The following is a 16,146-nucleotide window of genomic DNA, read 5'->3' as shown; positions in this document are numbered from 1 at the left end:
GTTTTGGGGGTGGAGCGGGGCGAGGGCGCCCGGCCCCGCGCGGGGCGGGCGGGCTGGGGGGGGGGGGGGGGTTTTTACCCCCCCCCCCACGCCTATTTTCCAGCGCCCACGAAAAAGGCCGTTTCCCTAAGAAAACGGCCTGTCCGAAGTAGCTAAAGACCGACCAAAACGCCTTAAGTTCCGCCCTAAAAACAATAACTTAGAGAATTGTGCACAAGTCGTGCTACTCGTCGGATTTCGATTGTCACCAAGCGAAGCCAGCCTCAGGATCGCGCCGTCATCCCTTTGAGGCTCCTCTATGAAGTTCTCCTCCATTCTCTTGTTGTCCCTTGGCCTGATCAGTGGCGTCGCTTCTGCTGGCGGTACTGCCGAAGCAGGCGTTGGCGGCGCATTGGGCGGGGTTTTGGGTTCGGTCGTCGGCCAGTCACTGGGCGGCAACACCGGCTCCACTATCGGCGCAGCCCTGGGCGGCGCGGGTGGTAGTGCGGTCGGCGCAGACAAACACAGCCGTGGCGAAGCGGCCATCGGCGGCGCACTGGGCGCAGCCGGCGGCAACGTGGTCGGTCGCAGTGTCGGCGGCAGCACCGGCAGCCTGATCGGTGCGGCCGCGGGCGGTGGTGCCGGCGGCGCGCTGGGTAACTACATGGGCAAGGACGATGACGATGATCGTCGCTACGAAGGTCGCCGTGGCGATCGCCGCTACTACCGCGACGGTCACCCGGGTCGCGGCCATGCCTACGGGCATCGCAAGCATAAACACCACTATCGCGACTGATCACTGACGATCGCCGCGAGAAAATCGCAGCCTGCGCAGCGCTCCCCCAGCGTCTGACGCACGCTGCGATTTCTGGTTTTCAGGCCAGCAATCGTTCCAACGCCCCGCGCAGCCGCTCTGGAATGGCCACGGGCCGGTTCGATGCACGGTCCACGAACACGTGGACAAAGCGCCCCGCCGCGCACGCTTCTTCCTCCCCCACCTTGAAGACCGCCAGTTCATACTGCACCGAGCTGTTGCCGAGCTTGCCCACCCGCAGGCCGATTTCAATCCGGTCGGGAAAGGCGATCGAGGCGAAATAATCGCAGGCCGAGCTCACCACGAAACCCACCACCTCCCCGCCATGGACATCCAGGCCACCGACCTCGATCAGGTAGGTGTTCACCGCCGTGTCGAAAAAGCTGTAGTAGGTGACGTTGTTGACGTGACCGTACACATCGTTGTCGTGCCAGCGCGTGGTGATGGCTTGCAAATGCGGGTATTCGCTACGTTGCGGCATCGGGTGTCCTTTGCAATCGTCGAAGGGTTTACGGGGGCGTCGACATGGCGGCCTGTGTGGCCACTAGCGCTGGGCAAAACCCTTGCCCTGGCTGGCCAGCTCGCCGATCAGGCGCGCGGGCCGCCAGTGGTCCCCCTGCCGAGTCTCGAGCGCCAGCAACCGGGCATGGATGTCTTCGAGTCCCTGGCTGTCCGCCCAGGCCATCGGGCCGCCCTTGTCCGTCGGGAAACCGTAGCCGTTGAGGTAGACCAGGTCGATATCGTGGGCCGACGCGGCAATGCCTTCCTGCAGGATCTTCGCACCTTCGTTGACCAGCGCCAGCAAGCAACGCTCGAGGATCTCCTCCGGGCCAATCTCGCGACGCTGGAACCCCAATGTTTCGCTGACCCTCTGCACCAGCGCGTCGACTTCGACATCCGGTTCGGCCTGGCGGCTGCCCGGCTCGTAATGATAGTAACCGTTACCGCTCTTCTGGCCGAACCGGCCCAGCTCGCACAAGCGGTTGTCCACCTGCACCTCGGGTGCGTCCTGGCCTTTGCCCGCCAGCTCGCGGGCCCGCCATTCGAGGTCGATGCCGACCACGTCATACATGCGGAACGGGCCCATGGCGAAGCCGAACCCCTGCAGGGCCGCGTCCACCTGATGAGGCAATGCCCCTTCCAGCAGCATCTTGCGGGCCTCCAGCACATAAGGGTGGAGCATCCGGTTGCCGATGAAACCATGGCAATTGCCCGACACCACGCTGACCTTGCCCATGCGCTGGCCCAACTCCAGCGCCGCGTCCAGCACGGGCTGGGCTGTGCGGGCACCGCGCACGACTTCCAGCAATTTCATGATGTGCGCCGGGCTGAAGAAGTGCAGGCCCAGCACCTGGGCGGGGCGGCCGGTGACGGCTGCGATGGCGTCGATGTCCAGCGCCGACGTATTGCTCGCCAGGATCGCCTCGGGCTTGAGCCACGCGTCCAGCTCGCGAAAGATGGCCTGCTTGAGCTCCAGGTTCTCGTACACCGCCTCGATCACCAGGTCCACGTCGCGGATCGCGGCGTAATCGTCCGCCCGCGTGACACGGGCGATCCGGGCATCGGCCTCGGCCTGGTCGATACGACCCTGCCGGACGTTATGGGCATACGTCTGCGCCACGGCGACCAGTGCCTGCTCGATCATCTGCGGATTGTTGTCGACCCACTGCACCGCCACGCCGGCATTGGCCAGGCACATCACGATGCCTCGGCCCATGGTGCCTGCACCGACCACGGCGGCGCGTCGAATGTCGAAAGCTGTCTGGCTCATGTTTGTTCTCTTGTTGGCGATCCGAAGACAGCCTCCACCTTAGTCAGCGGCCGGGCGTTTTTGAAGTTTATTCGTGTGATGGCCAGGTATTCAGCGGATGGAGCCTCAGCACACATTCCGCTGCGATAGCGCGTAGGACGGGTGAGCCAAGCGCAATGGAAATGCGCCAGTCGATACCACCTGGATACCCTTGGCTGAAACGCAAAGTGATACACATCGGGGCACTTTGATGCCTCGTCTGCGTACCGCTTACCGGCTAAGTTGTGCCCATCCATCGTGCGGCGTCGGGCCAGGAAGCCCGGTGCCTGAAAACTTGTTCAAGGACCGAACCATGCAAAATCCATTTCCCGTTTCACTCGCCCTGGCGACAGCCCTGGCTTCGTTACTGGTCGGTTGCGTGACCGTACCGCAAACCTCCGACCTGGAACCGGCCAGGTTCGAGACTCCTGAGTATCTGGCCCAACGAGGCCTGGCCATCGTCAAGGCTTCCGCTCTCTATGCACGCGGCGGCACGGGGCAGGACGTGACCGTGGCACTGATCGATTCGGGACTCAACGCCAACCTGAGGGAGTTCGAGGGCAGGTTGGCCGACCCGGGATTCGATCATGTGGAAAACCGTCCAGGCACGCTCGACCGTGTCGGTCATGGGACGCAAATGGCCGGCATACTCGCCGCCAACAAGGACGACCAAGGCATGCATGGCATCGCGTTCGACGCCCGGTTGATCCCCTTTCGTTTTGGCGACGACAACGAACCCTTCTTTTTTGACCACAACATCGCGCAATCCTGGCAAAGCGGGTTCGACAAGGGTGCCCGACTGTTCAACAACGCCTGGGCCAACGCCATCCCCGCCACCGAAATCAACGAGGCACGTTACAACCAGGTAATGCCCGACTCCCTGGCTGTTGCCCGAAAACTGGTAGCAGACGGCGCCGTCTTTGTCTTCCCGACCGGCAACGAACTCAAGCGCGAACCCTTGGCCGAACCGGGACTGCCAGTGGCCTTGCCCGAACTGGAAAAGGGCTGGATCGCGGTCGTTGCGTTGAAAAACGATGGCAGCGCCATCAATGGAAAATCCAACTATTGCGGCATCGCGGCCGCCTGGTGCATTGCCGTACCCGGCGGCGACGCCGGCGCGCAGGCAGGCCTGCTTACGGTGGGGAAAGATGGGCAATACGTGCAGACCGCCGGCACCTCCCCGGCTACCGCCTTGGTCAGCGGCGCATTGGCCGCGCTGCAAAGCCTTCATCCGCAACTCGATGCGCAGCAAGTGCGTGAACACCTGCTGGCGACGGCCAACCGCACGGGTATCTACGCCAACAGTGAAGCCTATGGCCGGGGTCTGATGGACCTTGAGGCGGCGTCACGAAGTGTTCTGGGCTCATTGCCCAAATAGGGTTGCTCGATTGCAGGGGTACAGGCGCTTCACAGATGTGGCAATCCCATTGCCACTTAACAATCGCCCATGAAAAAACCGCCCATAAAGGGCGGTTTCTTCATTTGCTAACCGAGCCTTACAGCTGTGGCCCGGCGGCCTTGATCGCGTCGCTCACGTCGAACTTCTTGAAGTTCTCGATGAACAGGCCGGCCAATGCCTTGGCCGCTTCGTCGTAGGCAGCCTTGTCGGCCCAGGTGTTGCGTGGGTTCAGCAGGCCAGTCTCGACGCCTGGAACGGCCAGCGGCACGTCCAGGTTGATGATGTCCAGGTGTTCGGTTTCGGCACCGATCAGCGCGCCGCTCTGGATGGCCGCGATCACCGCACGGGTGGTCGGGATGTTGAAGCGCTTGCCGACGCCGTAGCCACCACCAGTCCAGCCGGTGTTGACCAGGTAGACCTTGGAGCCGAAGCCACGGATACGCTTGATCAGCAGCTCAGCGTATTCACCGGCCGGGCGCGGGAAGAAAGGTGCGCCGAAGCAGGTGGAGAAAGTCGACTTGATGCCGCTGCCCGAACCCATTTCGGTCGAGCCCACCAGGGCGGTGTAGCCGGACAGGAAGTGGTAGGCGGCTTGTTCTTCGCTGAGGATCGACACCGGTGGCAGTACGCCGGTCAGGTCGCAGGTCAGGAAGATCACGGCGTTTGGCTCGCCACCGAGGTTTTTCGGTGCGCGTTTTTCGATCAGTTCACGCGGGTAGGCGGCGCGGCTGTTCTGGGTCAGGCTGTCGTCGGCGTAGTCGGCTTTCTTGGTCACCGGGTCCAGGACCACGTTTTCCAGCACGGCACCATGCTGGATGGCTTTCCAGATGACCGGCTCGTTCTTCTCGGACAGGTCGATGCACTTGGCATAGCAGCCGCCTTCGATGTTGAACACCACGCCCACGCCCCAGCCGTGCTCGTCGTCGCCGATCAGGTAACGGCTTTCGTCGGCGGACAGGGTGGTCTTGCCGGTGCCCGACAGGCCGAAGAACAGGGTCACATCGCCCTCTTCGCCCATGTTCGCGGCACAGTGCATCGGCAGCACGTCAGCGGCCGGCAGCAGGAAGTTCTGCACGGAGAACAGGGCCTTCTTCATTTCACCGGCGTAGCGCATGCCGGCGATCAGCACTTTCTTGGCCGCGAAATTGATGATCACGGTGCCATCGGAGTTGGTGCCGTCGCGCTCAGGCTCGCAGACGAAATTCGGCGCGTTGAGGATCTGCCACTCATCCTTGCCGCCGGCGTTGTACTGCTCGGGGTTGATGAACAGGCAGCGGCCGAACAGGTTGTGCCAGGCCGTCTCGGTGGTCATCTTGACCGGCAGGTAGTGCGCGGGATCGGAGCCTACATGCACATGGGAAACAAAACGCTCGCGCTCGCCCAGGTAGGCTTCGACGCGGTTCCACAGGGCATCGAACTTGTCGGCCGGGAACTTGCGGTTGATCGGGCCCCAGGCGATGGCGGCCTGGGTGGTTGGCTCTTCGACAATGAAACGGTCGACTGGCGAACGGCCGGTACGATGACCGGTACGAACCACCAGTGCGCCGGTATCGGCAAGCTCGCCTTCACCGCGATTCAGGGCTTCTTTGACCAGTTCATCGACACTCAGATCGGTGTACACGGCGTTATTGGCTTGCGTCATGAGATTCCCCGTCGGCCCGTGGCCGAGTGCTCCAAACGTTTTGTAGTAGGAAGTGGCGCACTACTACCCGAAAAAAGTGGGCCGGATTATGCCAGAAAAGCCCAAAAAGAGTAGGGCCCTCCCGTCAGTACGGCGTAAATCCGGCGTTTGACAGGAGATTTACCTGCGCTGAACCGTTTTAGTGACGAGTATCTGACGGTGTGTCGACACCCGCACCGGCGAACAATTGGGCGATATCCGCCGCGTCGAACAGGTAGCGCTCGTTGCAGAACTGGCAATCGATCTCGATGGCGCCACCGTGCTCGATCACCAGCTGTTGCGCATCTTCCAGTCCCAGACTGACCAGCGCATTGCCGGAACGTTCACGGGAGCAACTGCATTGGAAGCGCAACGGCTGGCCGTCGAACAGGCGCACGGCCTCTTCGTGGTAAAGGCGATGGAGCACGGTTTCGTTATCCAGGCTCAACAGCTCATCGGCGCTGAGGGTGCTGGCCAGCGCGGTGATGTGTTGCCAGCTGGCGTCGCGTTCCTCGGGGTCACGAATACGATCGGCCGGCAATTGCTGCAGCAGCAGGCCGCGGGCACGACGCCCGTCGGCGTACAGCCAGAAACGGGTGTTGGTCTGCTGGGACATGACGAAGTAGTTGGTGAAGCATTCGGCCAGGGTCGCGCCGTCGAGGTCGACAATGCCCTGGTAGCGCTTGCCTTGGGTCGGGTCGACCGTCAGCGCCAGCACGCCGTTGGGCATCATGTCGGCCAGGGTCGCGTCGGGCGCGATCTGCTCGGCGTCATAGCGCGCCAGGCCGCGGATCTCGCGCTCGCTGGAGCACTCGATCATCAGCAGTGGCACGGGGCCTTCGGAGCGGGCCTGGAGAATCAGCAGGCCATCGAACTTCAGGGTGCCGACCAGCAGCGCGGCGGCAGCCATCAATTCGCCGAGCAACTGGGCGACCGGCTCCGGATAGGCGTGTTTGGCCAGCACTTCGGCATAGCTACGCTCCAACGCCACCAGCTCGCCGCGGGCGTCGCTGTCATCGAAGATGAAACGTTGGGTGTAGTCGGTGTCCGGTAGATCAGTCATAGGGTCTGGTATCTGAGGTGATGACGATGGATGGCAGGCATTTTATGGGCATTCAGGGTGGGTTCCAAGCAAGGCTTGGGCTGGCCTGACGGGAAGGAGATGCACCGCCTATCTTCCCGAGAACCGGTGGCGAAGGGATTGATCCCCTCGCCACAGGCGCTGGCCTGCGTGTCTATTCGCTATTGCCGCCATGAAACTTGAACAGGTCCCGGCGCTGCTTTTTGCTCGGCTTGCCGTCGGTGCTGACACCCAGGGCGCCCGCCTTGCGTTGGGCGGCCGCGGCTTCGCGCTTGGCGATGCTCGCTTCGGTTTCGTGATACAGCGCCTGGGCCTCGGGCGCCCCGCGACGCACGATCGACAGGGCCTCGACCACCACGGTCTTCTCATCGAAGCCGGTGCGGATGACAAACTCATCGCCGACGCGAGGTTCCTTGCCCGGCTTGCAACGCTCCCCGCGGTGATGGACCTTGCCGCTTTCGATGGCGGCCTTGGCGAGCGCGCGTGTCTTGTAGAAACGCGCCGCCCACAACCATTTATCGAGACGGACCTTGTCGTCCTCTTCCTTTTTTTGTGCCACTGCAATTCCTCTTCACTGCCAATGGTCAGAACTGTACTACCGTTTTTGACGGGCGCACGAATCCGGCCCGACGGATAGAATGCCGCCAGGCCGATCGATCGGCCTGGGATGTCGAAATGGACGGGGGCACGGGCAAGTAGATAACTGTCGCCATTTTGTGATTATTCTGCGTGAATACCGCGATTCGCGGAGTCCACGATTCGATGTACTGATCGCAGGTTGTTTTATTGAAGACTTTTGACCATTTGACCGTCGTCGGTCTGCGCGAGTGGGTCGCGCTCCCGGATCTGGGAGTCGCGGGCCTTCGGGCGAAAATCGACACCGGCGCCAGCACCTCCAGCCTGCATGCCACCGACATCGAGCCGTTCGAACGCGATGGCGAGAAGTGGGTGCGCTTCACCGCGCACCTCGGCACGGTGGTGCAGTTGCGCCATCGCCGCTGCGAGGCCCCGCTGGTGGCGCGCAAGACCATCAAGAGTTCCAACGGCCACGCCCAGGTCCGCTACGTGATCAGCACCACGTTGGCACTCGGTGACCGGGTCTGGCGGGTCGAGTTCACCCTGGCCTGTCGCAAGTCCATGCGCTATCGCCTGCTGCTGGGTTCCAAAGCCTTGATCGACGGCCAATTGGTGGTCAATCCGGGTACCAAATACGTTCAAGACAAGCCGGTATTCCCGGTGTCCACTACCTCTGCCACAGGTGTTGCATGAAGATCGCTGTGCTGTCGCGTAATCCGCGTCTGTATTCCACTCGTCGCCTGGTCGAAGCCGGCACCGAACGTGGCCATGAAATGGTGGTGATCGACACCCTGCGCGCCTATATGAACATTGCCAGCCACAAGCCGCAGATCCATTACCGTGGCAAGCCGCTGGAAGGGTTCGATGCGGTGATCCCGCGCATCGGCGCCTCGGTGACTTTCTATGGCTGCGCGGTGTTGCGCCAGTTCGAGATGATGGGGGTGTATCCCCTCAACGAATCCGTGGCGATCGCCCGTTCACGGGACAAGTTGCGCTCGCTGCAATTGCTGTCACGACGAGGGATCGGCCTGCCGGTGACCGGCTTCGCCCACTCCCCCGACGACATTCCCGACCTGATCGCGATGGTCAACGGTGCGCCGCTGGTGATCAAGGTACTGGAGGGCACCCAGGGCATCGGCGTGGTCCTGTGTGAGACCGCGACAGCGGCGGAGTCGGTGATCGAGGCATTCATGGGCCTGAAGCAGAACATCATGGTGCAGGAATACATCAAGGAAGCCGGGGGCGCGGACATTCGCTGCTTCGTGGTCGGCGACAAGGTGATCGCCTCGATGAAGCGCCAGGCCAAGCCCGGGGAGTTTCGTTCCAACCTGCATCGCGGCGGCAGCGCGAGCCTGATCAAGATCACCCCGGAAGAACGCATGACCGCCCTGCGCGCCGCCAAGGTCATGGGCCTGGCCGTCGCGGGCGTGGACATCCTGCGCTCCAACCACGGGCCGTTGGTGATGGAGGTCAACTCTTCGCCAGGCCTGGAAGGGATCGAGACCACCACCAGCAAGAACGTGGCCGGGATCATCATCGAGCACCTGGAAAAGAATGGCGGGCCGAACATGACCCGGACCAAAGGCAAGGGCTAACTCAGAACAACCCATGTGGGAGCTAGCCTTTGTGGGAGCCGAGCTTGCTCGCGATGGCGGTGGATCAGTAACGTTGATCCTGACTGACACACCGCCATCGCGAGCAAGCTCGGCTTCCACAGAGTTCTCTGTCTTACTTGAAAGAGACCGCTACACCGCATCCCGAGGCAGCAACAAGCCCAACGGCAAGCGCACCCGCGCTTCCAGCCCACCGCCGGCACGGTTGCGCAATTCGACGTTGCCGCCGTGCATCGAGGCGATGCGCTTGACGATGGCCAGGCCCAGCCCCGTGCCCTTTCCACCGCGAGCGCGGTCGCCGCGGGTGAAGGGGTTGAAGATCGCTTCCAGCTCCGATGGATCGATGCCGGCGCCACGGTCCATGACGCTCAGCACTACATAAGGCGCGTTGGTGTCGCCCGAAACGTATGCCGCCACCTCGACGCCAGTGCCGGCATGGTTCAGGGCATTGCCGATCAGGTTGTTCAGCAGGCGCTTCATCGATACCCGGCGCAGCGGGAACGGCTGGATCGGCTCCAGGCGCAGGTGCACTTTCTCCTCGGCCTGGTTGTAGGGCGCAGCCACTTCGCGCACCAGTTCGGTCAGGTCCACTTCTTCCACCGATTCGTCCCGGCCGTCGCGAATGAACGCCAGGAACTGGTCGAGAATCGCGTCCATGTCCTCGATGTCGCGGACCATTTCATCGGTCAGGTCGGTGTGCTCGCCCATCAGTTCCAGGGACAAACGCAACCGGGTCAGTGGCGTACGCAGGTCGTGGGAGACGCCGGCCAGCATCAGCTCACGCTCGCGCCCGGCCTGCTCGACGTCCTCGGCCATCTGGTTGAACGCCCGGTAGACCTCGGTCATTTCGCTGGGCGTGTCGCTGATGGGCAGTCGCACGCTGCGCCCCTGGCCCAACTGGCGCGCGGCGTACACCAGGCGCTTCAAGGGTTGGTTGAGCTGGCTGACGAAGATCCACGCCGACGCCGTCGACAACAGGCCGATGGCCAGGAACCAGCCGAGCACGTTCCAGATCTTCTGGCCGCGCAACGGATGAGGGTACAGCGGCACCTTCAGCCAGCCGTCCCCCAGGCTCGGGGCCCGAACCCACAGCGCCGGAGGCGAGTGCATGCGCAACCGGACCTCGGTATCGGCACCCAGCTCGGCCTGCATCTGGCGCTGGTAGATCTCGCTGTAGGGCCAATGCTGCTCGCCCTCCGGCACACCGGCACCGACCACGCGGATCAGCGTCGCCGCTTCAGCGATCTTGGTCCGATTGGTTTCGTCCGCCGCCCAATAGGCCCGCAGGGTCAACGCGACGCCGTGGCTGTACTGCCGGTCCACCAGGACGTCTTCGTTCATCAACAGGTACACCAGCGTCAGGGCCTTGGAAAAGAGCACGACGATGAGCACCAGCCAGAGGGTGCGGGAGAAAAAACTCTGGGGGAACCAAACGGGGGTTTTCATGGATAACCGCTACACACTTGCAGGAGCGAGCGATGCTCGCACAATGACGGACCGCGAGTCGCCTGGCAGAACGCATTCGACCCGCCAGGCCACCCGCTCCTACAAATCGCCGATCACTTGCTGGCGGCACCGTCCGGCACGAATACATAGCCTACGCCCCAGACGGTCTGGATATAGCGCGGCTTGGAAGGATCGGGCTCGATCATCCGGCGCAGGCGGGAAATCTGCACGTCGATGGAGCGCTCCAGGGCGTCCCATTCACGACCACGCGCCAGGTTCATCAGCTTGTCACGGGTCAGTGGCTGGCGGGCGTTCATCACCAGCGCCTTGAGCACCGCGAATTCGCCGGTGGTGAGCATGTGGACCTCGTCGCCGCGCTTGAGCTCGCGCGTGGCCAGGGACAGCTCGTAGTCACCGAAGGTCACGCTCTCGTCCTCGCTGCCCGGGGCGCCCGGCACCGGCGCCGATTGACGGCGCAGCACGGCCTTGACGCGGGCCATCAGCTCGTCCGGGTTGAACGGCTTGGCCAGGTAGTCGTCGGCACCCAGTTCGAGCCCCTTGATGCGGCTCAGCTCGTCGCCCTTGGCGGTGAGCATGATGATCGGGATCTGGTTGTTGGCGCTGCGCAGGCGGCGGCAGGCAGTCAGGCCATCCTCGCCAGGCAGCATCAGGTCCAGCACCACCAGGTTGAACACCTCGCGGGCCAGCAACCGGTCCATCTGCTCGGTGTTGGGTACGGTGCGGGCGCGGTAGCCCTTGCTGACGAAAAAACGCTCCAGCAGGCTGCTCAGCCCGGGATCGTCGTCAACAATCAGAATTTTTTCGCCTTCAGCAGTTTGTGCAGTGCTGCTCATAGGAAGCTCCTTTGATCTCGGCGCGCATTATGGCGTAGCTGCCGTTATACGCACCGTGTGCATTGTTAGCAGATTTTTCCTCTGCCTACAGAAAATCGGGCAACAAGCCTACAGACCTTGGTGCACCCCGAAGCTGGGAACGCTGGTTATAATGCGCGGCCCTTTTGTGCCAGGACAGGCCGGATCGTGCCCCCCGGTGGCGTTTTTTCCCCCGGCCAGGCAGCACTTTTTGAATTTCGCGGGTCAACAGGCAGCCTTTTGACCCAGGCAGCGGCGCGCACCCGCCCGCTCAACCAGTCTCGCCGAGCCCGGCTTCTGTGGTGGCGAGCCTGATTTCACATATTTGTCAGGTGGTTTTATGGACAGCATCAACAGCCGCATCGCCGAGGAACTCGGCGTCCGCCCGCAACAGGTCGAAGCGGCCGTCGCGCTACTCGATGAAGGCTCCACGGTGCCTTTCATCGCCCGTTACCGGAAGGAAGTCACCGGCAGCCTCGATGACACCCAGTTGCGTCATCTGGAAGAGCGCCTGCGCTACCTGCGAGAACTCGACGAGCGGCGCATCAGCATCCTGGCCAGCATCCAGGAACAAGGCAAGCTGACCCCGCAACTCGAACGCGACATCAAGCTGGCCGACACCAAGACCCGCCTCGAAGACCTGTACCTGCCCTACAAGCAGAAACGCCGCACCAAGGGCCAGATCGCCCTGGAAGCCGGCCTCGGCGAGCTGGCCGATGGCCTGTTCAACGACCCGACCCTGGCGCCGGAAACCGAAGCCGCGCGCTTCGTCGACGCCGAAAAAGGCGTGGCCGACGTCAAGGCGGCGCTGGAAGGCGCCAAGTACATCCTCATGGAACGCTTCGCCGAAGACGCCAACCTGCTGGAAAAACTGCGCAACTTCCTCAAGCAGGAAGCCATCCTCAGCGCCCGCGTCATCGCCGGCAAGGAAGAGGAAGGGGCGAAGTTCCGCGATTACTTCGAACACGACGAACCACTCAAGAGCGTGCCGTCCCACCGCGCCCTGGCGATTTTCCGCGGCCGCAACGAAGGCATCCTCAGTTCCGCGCTGAAGGTCGGCGATGAGCTGCCCGGCACCATGCACCCGTGCGAAGGCATGATCGGCCAGCAGTTCGGCATCCAGAACCATAACCGCGCCGCCGACAAATGGCTGGCCGAAGTGGTGCGCTGGACCTGGAAGGTCAAGCTCTACACCCACCTGGAAACCGACCTGCTGGGCGAGTTGCGCGACAACGCCGAGACCGAGGCGATCAACGTGTTCGCCCACAACCTGCACGACCTGCTGCTGGCCGCCCCGGCCGGCCCGCGCGCTACCCTGGGCCTGGACCCGGGCCTGCGCACCGGTTGCAAGGTGGCCGTGGTGGACTCCACCGGCAAGCTGCTGGACCACACCACCGTCTACCCCCACGTGCCGCACAACAAATGGGACCAGACCCTGGCCGTGCTGGCCGCGCTGTGTGCCAAGCATTCGGTGGACCTGATCGCCATCGGCAACGGCACCGCCAGCCGCGAAACCGACAAGCTGGCTGCCGAGCTGATCAAGAAATACCCGGCGATGAAAATGACCAAGGTGATGGTCTCCGAGGCCGGCGCCTCGGTTTATTCGGCGTCGGAGCTGGCTTCCAAGGAATTCCCCGACCTGGACGTGTCGATCCGTGGCGCGGTGTCCATTGCCCGGCGCCTGCAGGATCCATTGGCCGAGCTGGTGAAGATCGATCCGAAATCCATCGGTGTCGGCCAGTACCAGCACGACGTTTCCCAATTGAAGCTGGCCCGTGGCCTGGACGCCGTGGTCGAAGACTGCGTGAACGCCGTGGGCGTGGACGTGAACACCGCGTCGGTGGCGCTGCTGGCCCGTATCTCGGGCCTCAATGCCACCCTGGCGCAGAACATCGTCACCCACCGTGACGAGCACGGCGCCTTCAAGACCCGCGCCGCGTTGAAGAAAGTCCCGCGCCTGGGTGAGAAAACCTTCGAGCAGGCGGCTGGCTTCCTGCGGGTCATGAACGGCGACAATCCGCTGGACTCGTCCGCCGTCCACCCGGAAGCCTACCCGCTGGTGCAACGCATCGCCGCCCAGACCGACCGCGACATCCGCTCGCTGATCGGCGATGCCGCGTTCCTCAAGCGCCTGGATCCGAAGAACTTCACCGACGAAACCTTCGGCCTGCCCACCGTGACCGACATTCTCCAGGAACTGGAGAAACCCGGCCGCGACCCGCGTCCCGAGTTCAAGACCGCCGAGTTCCAGGAAGGCGTCGAAGACCTCAAGGACCTGCAACCGGGCATGATCCTCGAAGGCGTGGTGACCAACGTCACCAACTTCGGCGCGTTCGTCGACATCGGCGTGCACCAGGACGGCCTGGTGCACATCTCGGCCCTGTCGGAGAAGTTCATCAAGGACCCGCGCGAGGCCGTGAAGGCCGGCGACGTGGTGAAGGTGAAGGTCATGGAAGTCGACATCCCGCGCAAGCGCGTCGGCCTGTCGATGCGCATGAGCGACACCCCGGGCGAGAAGATCGACGGGGCCCGGGGTGCACGCCCGGGCGCAGCGCCGCGTCAGTCCCAGAACACCGCCCCACGCAAGGAAACCGCCACGGCGGCCCCGGCAAACAACGCCATGGCCTCGCTGTTCGCCAACGCCAAGCAGTTGAAGAAACGCTGATGGACGTGCCGGCCGGGTTGGTGGAAAGCGCGTTTTTCAAACTGCTCGGCTGCCGCCTGCACAGCCTGGGGGACGGCGTCTCGCAAGTCGCCCTGGCCCTCGAGCCGCCATTGCGCAATCGCGGCGGCAAGTTGCACGGCGGCGCGCTGTTCAGCCTGGTGGACATCGCCATGGGCCTGGCCTGTTCCAGTGTCCATGGCTTTGACCAGCAGAGCGCGACCATCGAGTGCAAGATCAACTACATTCGCGCCGTCTCTGACGGTGAAGTGATGTGCACCGCCCGGGTCATCCACCCGGGCCGGCGCACCCTGGTGGTCGAGGCCGAAGTGACCCAGGGCGACAAGTTGGTCGCAAAAGCGCAAGGCACCTTCGCTGTGCTATAGCTCCCCGCCATCGATTTGGGTTAATTTCGGCGCACGAATGCGGCATCGATATTCCCTTGTGGGAGCGGGCTTGCTCGCGAAGGCGGTGCATCAGGCGACTCAAATGCCGACTGATACGCCCCCTTCGCGAGCAAGCCCGCTCCCACAGAGGATGGCGGCGACTAGACTTTGGCCGCATGAAAACCAGGCGAAAACGCCAGTTTTAACTTCACCCTTGTAGACCGTCTTGCCCACCCCCATATTGGGGCGACTGACGCGTGAAGGAATTCAACTTGAGCGACCTTTTAAACCGCCGCCTGGCCCTGCTCGGCGAGCGCGCCAACCTCTCCCTGCTCGAGCAATGCCTGCACGGCATCGAGCGTGAATGCCTGCGCGTCACGGACGATGGGCGCCTGGCCCAGACCCCGCATCCCGAGGCGTTGGGATCGGCGCTGACCAACGAACAGATCACCACCGACTATTCCGAGTCGCTGCTGGAGTTCATCACCCCGGCGTTGGCCAATCCGGCCGATACCCTGGCCAGCCTCGACAAGATCCACCGGTTCGCCTACAGCAAGCTCGGTGACGAGTACCTGTGGAGTCCCTCGATGCCGTGCCCGTTGCCGGAGGAAAAGGACATCCCGATCGCCTACTACGGCACCTCGAACATCGGCCGGCTCAAGTACGTCTACCGCCAGGGCCTGGCCCTGCGCTACGGCAAGACCATGCAGTGCATCGCCGGCATCCACTACAACTTCTCCCTGCCGGAAAAGCTCTGGCCGCTGCTGCGCCAGAACGAAGCCGCCGACGTGAGCGACCGTGACTTCCAATCCTCGGCCTACATCGCGCTGATTCGTAATTTCCGCCGCTACAGCTGGTTGCTGATGTACCTGTTCGGTGCGTCACCGGCCCTGGACGCCGGTTTCCTGCGCGGTCGCCCACACCAGTTGGAACAACTGGACGCGAACACCCTGTACCTGCCCTACGCCACCAGCCTGCGCATGAGCGACCTGGGTTACCAGAGCAACGCCCAGGCCGGCCTCACGCCGTGCTACAACGACCTGGAGAGCTATACCGACAGCCTGCGCAAAGCGGTGGCGACGCCCTATGCGCCCTACGTCGAAGTCGGCACCCACCAGAACGGCGAGTGGGTGCAGCTCAACACCAACATCCTGCAGATCGAAAACGAGTACTACTCCAACATCCGCCCCAAACGCGTGACCTACACCGGCGAGCGGCCGATCCAGGCGTTGATGGCCCGGGGTATCCAGTACATCGAAGTGCGTTGCCTGGACATCAACCCTTTCCTGCCGATGGGCATCGACCTCACCGAGGCGCGGTTCCTCGATGCCTTCCTGCTGTATTGCGGCCTCAATGACAGCCCGCAGCTGGAAAACAACGAATGCGGCAACGCCACGAGCAACTTCCTGACCGTGGTCAAGGAAGGCCGCAAGCCGGGCCTGCAATTGCAGCGCCAGGGCCAAGCGGTGGACATGCAGGCCTGGGCCTTGGAGCTGCTGGAGAACATCGCGCCGCTGGCCGCGCTGCTGGACCAGAGCCAGGGTGGCGACGCCCACCGCCAGGCATTGGACGCACAACTGGCGAAGGTCCGGGACCCGTCCCTGACCCCTTCCGCCCGGGTGCTGGCCGCCATGGCCGAACATCAGGAAAGCTTCGCCGAGTTCTCCCTGCGCCAGAGCAAGGTTCACGCCGAATTCTTCCGCGCCGAGCCCTTGCCCGCCGAGGAACAGGCCGCGTTCGAAACCGCCGCCCGCGAGTCCCTGGTCCAGCAAGCCGAGCTGGAGCAGAACGAAGTGGGGGATTTCGATGTGTTCGTGGGTGCCTACCAGGCGAGCATCCTGGCGATCAGCAACTGAATCCCTGAGTGCG

General features: G+C 63.2%; 14 protein-coding genes. 7 read left to right on the top strand and 7 right to left on the bottom strand.

What is annotated here, in order from left to right:
• Positions 1-298: 298 nt before the first annotated feature.
• Positions 299-775 (top strand): glycine zipper domain-containing protein, encoded by a 477-nt coding sequence (locus tag Q6A48_RS17510; RefSeq protein ID WP_304555401.1) that lies wholly within the window; start codon positions 299-301, stop codon positions 773-775.
• Positions 776-854: 79 nt separating this feature from the next.
• On the opposite strand, the gene Q6A48_RS17505 is transcribed toward Q6A48_RS17510, so the two are convergent.
• A complete protein-coding gene (locus tag Q6A48_RS17505; protein WP_304555400.1) occupies positions 855-1,274 on the bottom strand; it encodes an acyl-CoA thioesterase in 420 nt (139 codons plus the stop codon).
• 63 nt (positions 1,275-1,337) lie between these two features.
• Positions 1,338-2,564, bottom strand: a complete 1,227-nt coding sequence (locus Q6A48_RS17500; RefSeq protein ID WP_304555399.1) for a 3-hydroxyacyl-CoA dehydrogenase — start codon at positions 2,562-2,564, stop codon at positions 1,338-1,340.
• A gap of 331 nt (positions 2,565-2,895) precedes the next feature.
• Between Q6A48_RS17500 and Q6A48_RS17495 the strand changes: the two genes are divergently transcribed.
• Positions 2,896-3,960 carry a S8 family peptidase gene (locus Q6A48_RS17495; protein WP_304555409.1) on the top strand — a complete coding sequence of 355 codons (1,065 nt, stop codon included), beginning with the start codon at positions 2,896-2,898 and terminating at the stop codon, positions 3,958-3,960.
• A 118-nt stretch (positions 3,961-4,078) separates the two neighbouring features.
• Here Q6A48_RS17495 and Q6A48_RS17490 read toward each other — a convergent pair whose 3' ends face one another.
• From Q6A48_RS17490 to Q6A48_RS17480, 3 genes are all read right to left on the bottom strand, one after another.
• Positions 4,079-5,623, bottom strand: coding sequence for a phosphoenolpyruvate carboxykinase (locus tag Q6A48_RS17490; RefSeq protein WP_304555398.1), 1,545 nt, complete (start codon positions 5,621-5,623; stop codon positions 4,079-4,081).
• Positions 5,624-5,801: 178 nt separating this feature from the next.
• The gene (gene hslO, locus Q6A48_RS17485) at positions 5,802-6,704 is read right to left on the bottom strand and encodes an Hsp33 family molecular chaperone HslO (protein ID WP_304555397.1); all 903 of its coding nucleotides are present in this window, start codon (positions 6,702-6,704) and stop codon (positions 5,802-5,804) included.
• A 172-nt stretch (positions 6,705-6,876) separates the two neighbouring features.
• On the bottom strand, positions 6,877-7,281 hold the full coding sequence (locus Q6A48_RS17480; RefSeq protein WP_304555396.1) for an RNA-binding S4 domain-containing protein: 405 nt from the start codon (positions 7,279-7,281) through the stop codon (positions 6,877-6,879).
• A gap of 227 nt (positions 7,282-7,508) precedes the next feature.
• Here Q6A48_RS17480 and rimB point away from each other — a divergent pair, with 227 nt between their 5' ends.
• Entirely contained in the window at positions 7,509-7,991 is a 483-nt protein-coding gene (gene rimB / locus Q6A48_RS17475; protein WP_440137892.1) for a retropepsin-like aspartic endopeptidase RimB, read from the top strand.
• Positions 7,988-8,893, top strand: coding sequence for a 30S ribosomal protein S6--L-glutamate ligase (rimK, locus tag Q6A48_RS17470; RefSeq protein WP_215003541.1), 906 nt, complete (start codon positions 7,988-7,990; stop codon positions 8,891-8,893). Before rimB ends, rimK begins: the two co-directional genes overlap by 4 nt.
• Positions 8,894-9,043: 150 nt before the next feature.
• Here rimK and Q6A48_RS17465 read toward each other — a convergent pair whose 3' ends face one another.
• Complete coding sequence (locus Q6A48_RS17465; protein ID WP_304555395.1) at positions 9,044-10,357, bottom strand: ATP-binding protein; 1,314 nt, start codon at positions 10,355-10,357, stop codon at positions 9,044-9,046.
• Positions 10,358-10,470: 113 nt separating this feature from the next.
• Positions 10,471-11,211, bottom strand: a complete 741-nt coding sequence (gene ompR, locus Q6A48_RS17460; protein WP_042729419.1) for an osmolarity response regulator transcription factor OmpR — start codon at positions 11,209-11,211, stop codon at positions 10,471-10,473.
• A gap of 358 nt (positions 11,212-11,569) precedes the next feature.
• On the opposite strand from ompR, the gene Q6A48_RS17455 reads away from it, so the two are divergent.
• The 3 genes from Q6A48_RS17455 (at position 11,570) to gshA (ending at position 16,133) form a co-directional block, all read left to right on the top strand.
• Positions 11,570-13,894 (top strand): Tex family protein, encoded by a 2,325-nt coding sequence (locus Q6A48_RS17455; RefSeq protein WP_304555394.1) that lies wholly within the window; start codon positions 11,570-11,572, stop codon positions 13,892-13,894.
• Positions 13,894-14,277 carry a PaaI family thioesterase gene (locus tag Q6A48_RS17450; RefSeq protein WP_304555393.1) on the top strand — a complete coding sequence of 128 codons (384 nt, stop codon included), beginning with the start codon at positions 13,894-13,896 and terminating at the stop codon, positions 14,275-14,277. The genes Q6A48_RS17455 and Q6A48_RS17450 overlap by 1 nt, the downstream gene beginning before the upstream one ends.
• Before the next feature lie 272 nt (positions 14,278-14,549).
• Complete coding sequence (gshA, locus tag Q6A48_RS17445; protein WP_304555392.1) at positions 14,550-16,133, top strand: glutamate--cysteine ligase; 1,584 nt, start codon at positions 14,550-14,552, stop codon at positions 16,131-16,133.
• Positions 16,134-16,146 lie beyond the last annotated feature (13 nt).

The sequence above is a fragment of the Pseudomonas citrullilanati genome, from assembly GCF_030580855.1.
Taxonomy (GTDB): Bacteria; Pseudomonadota; Gammaproteobacteria; order Pseudomonadales; family Pseudomonadaceae; genus Aquipseudomonas; species Aquipseudomonas citrulli.
Note: the sequence above shows the minus strand (reverse complement) of the source record. Positions and strands in the feature narration are given on the sequence as shown.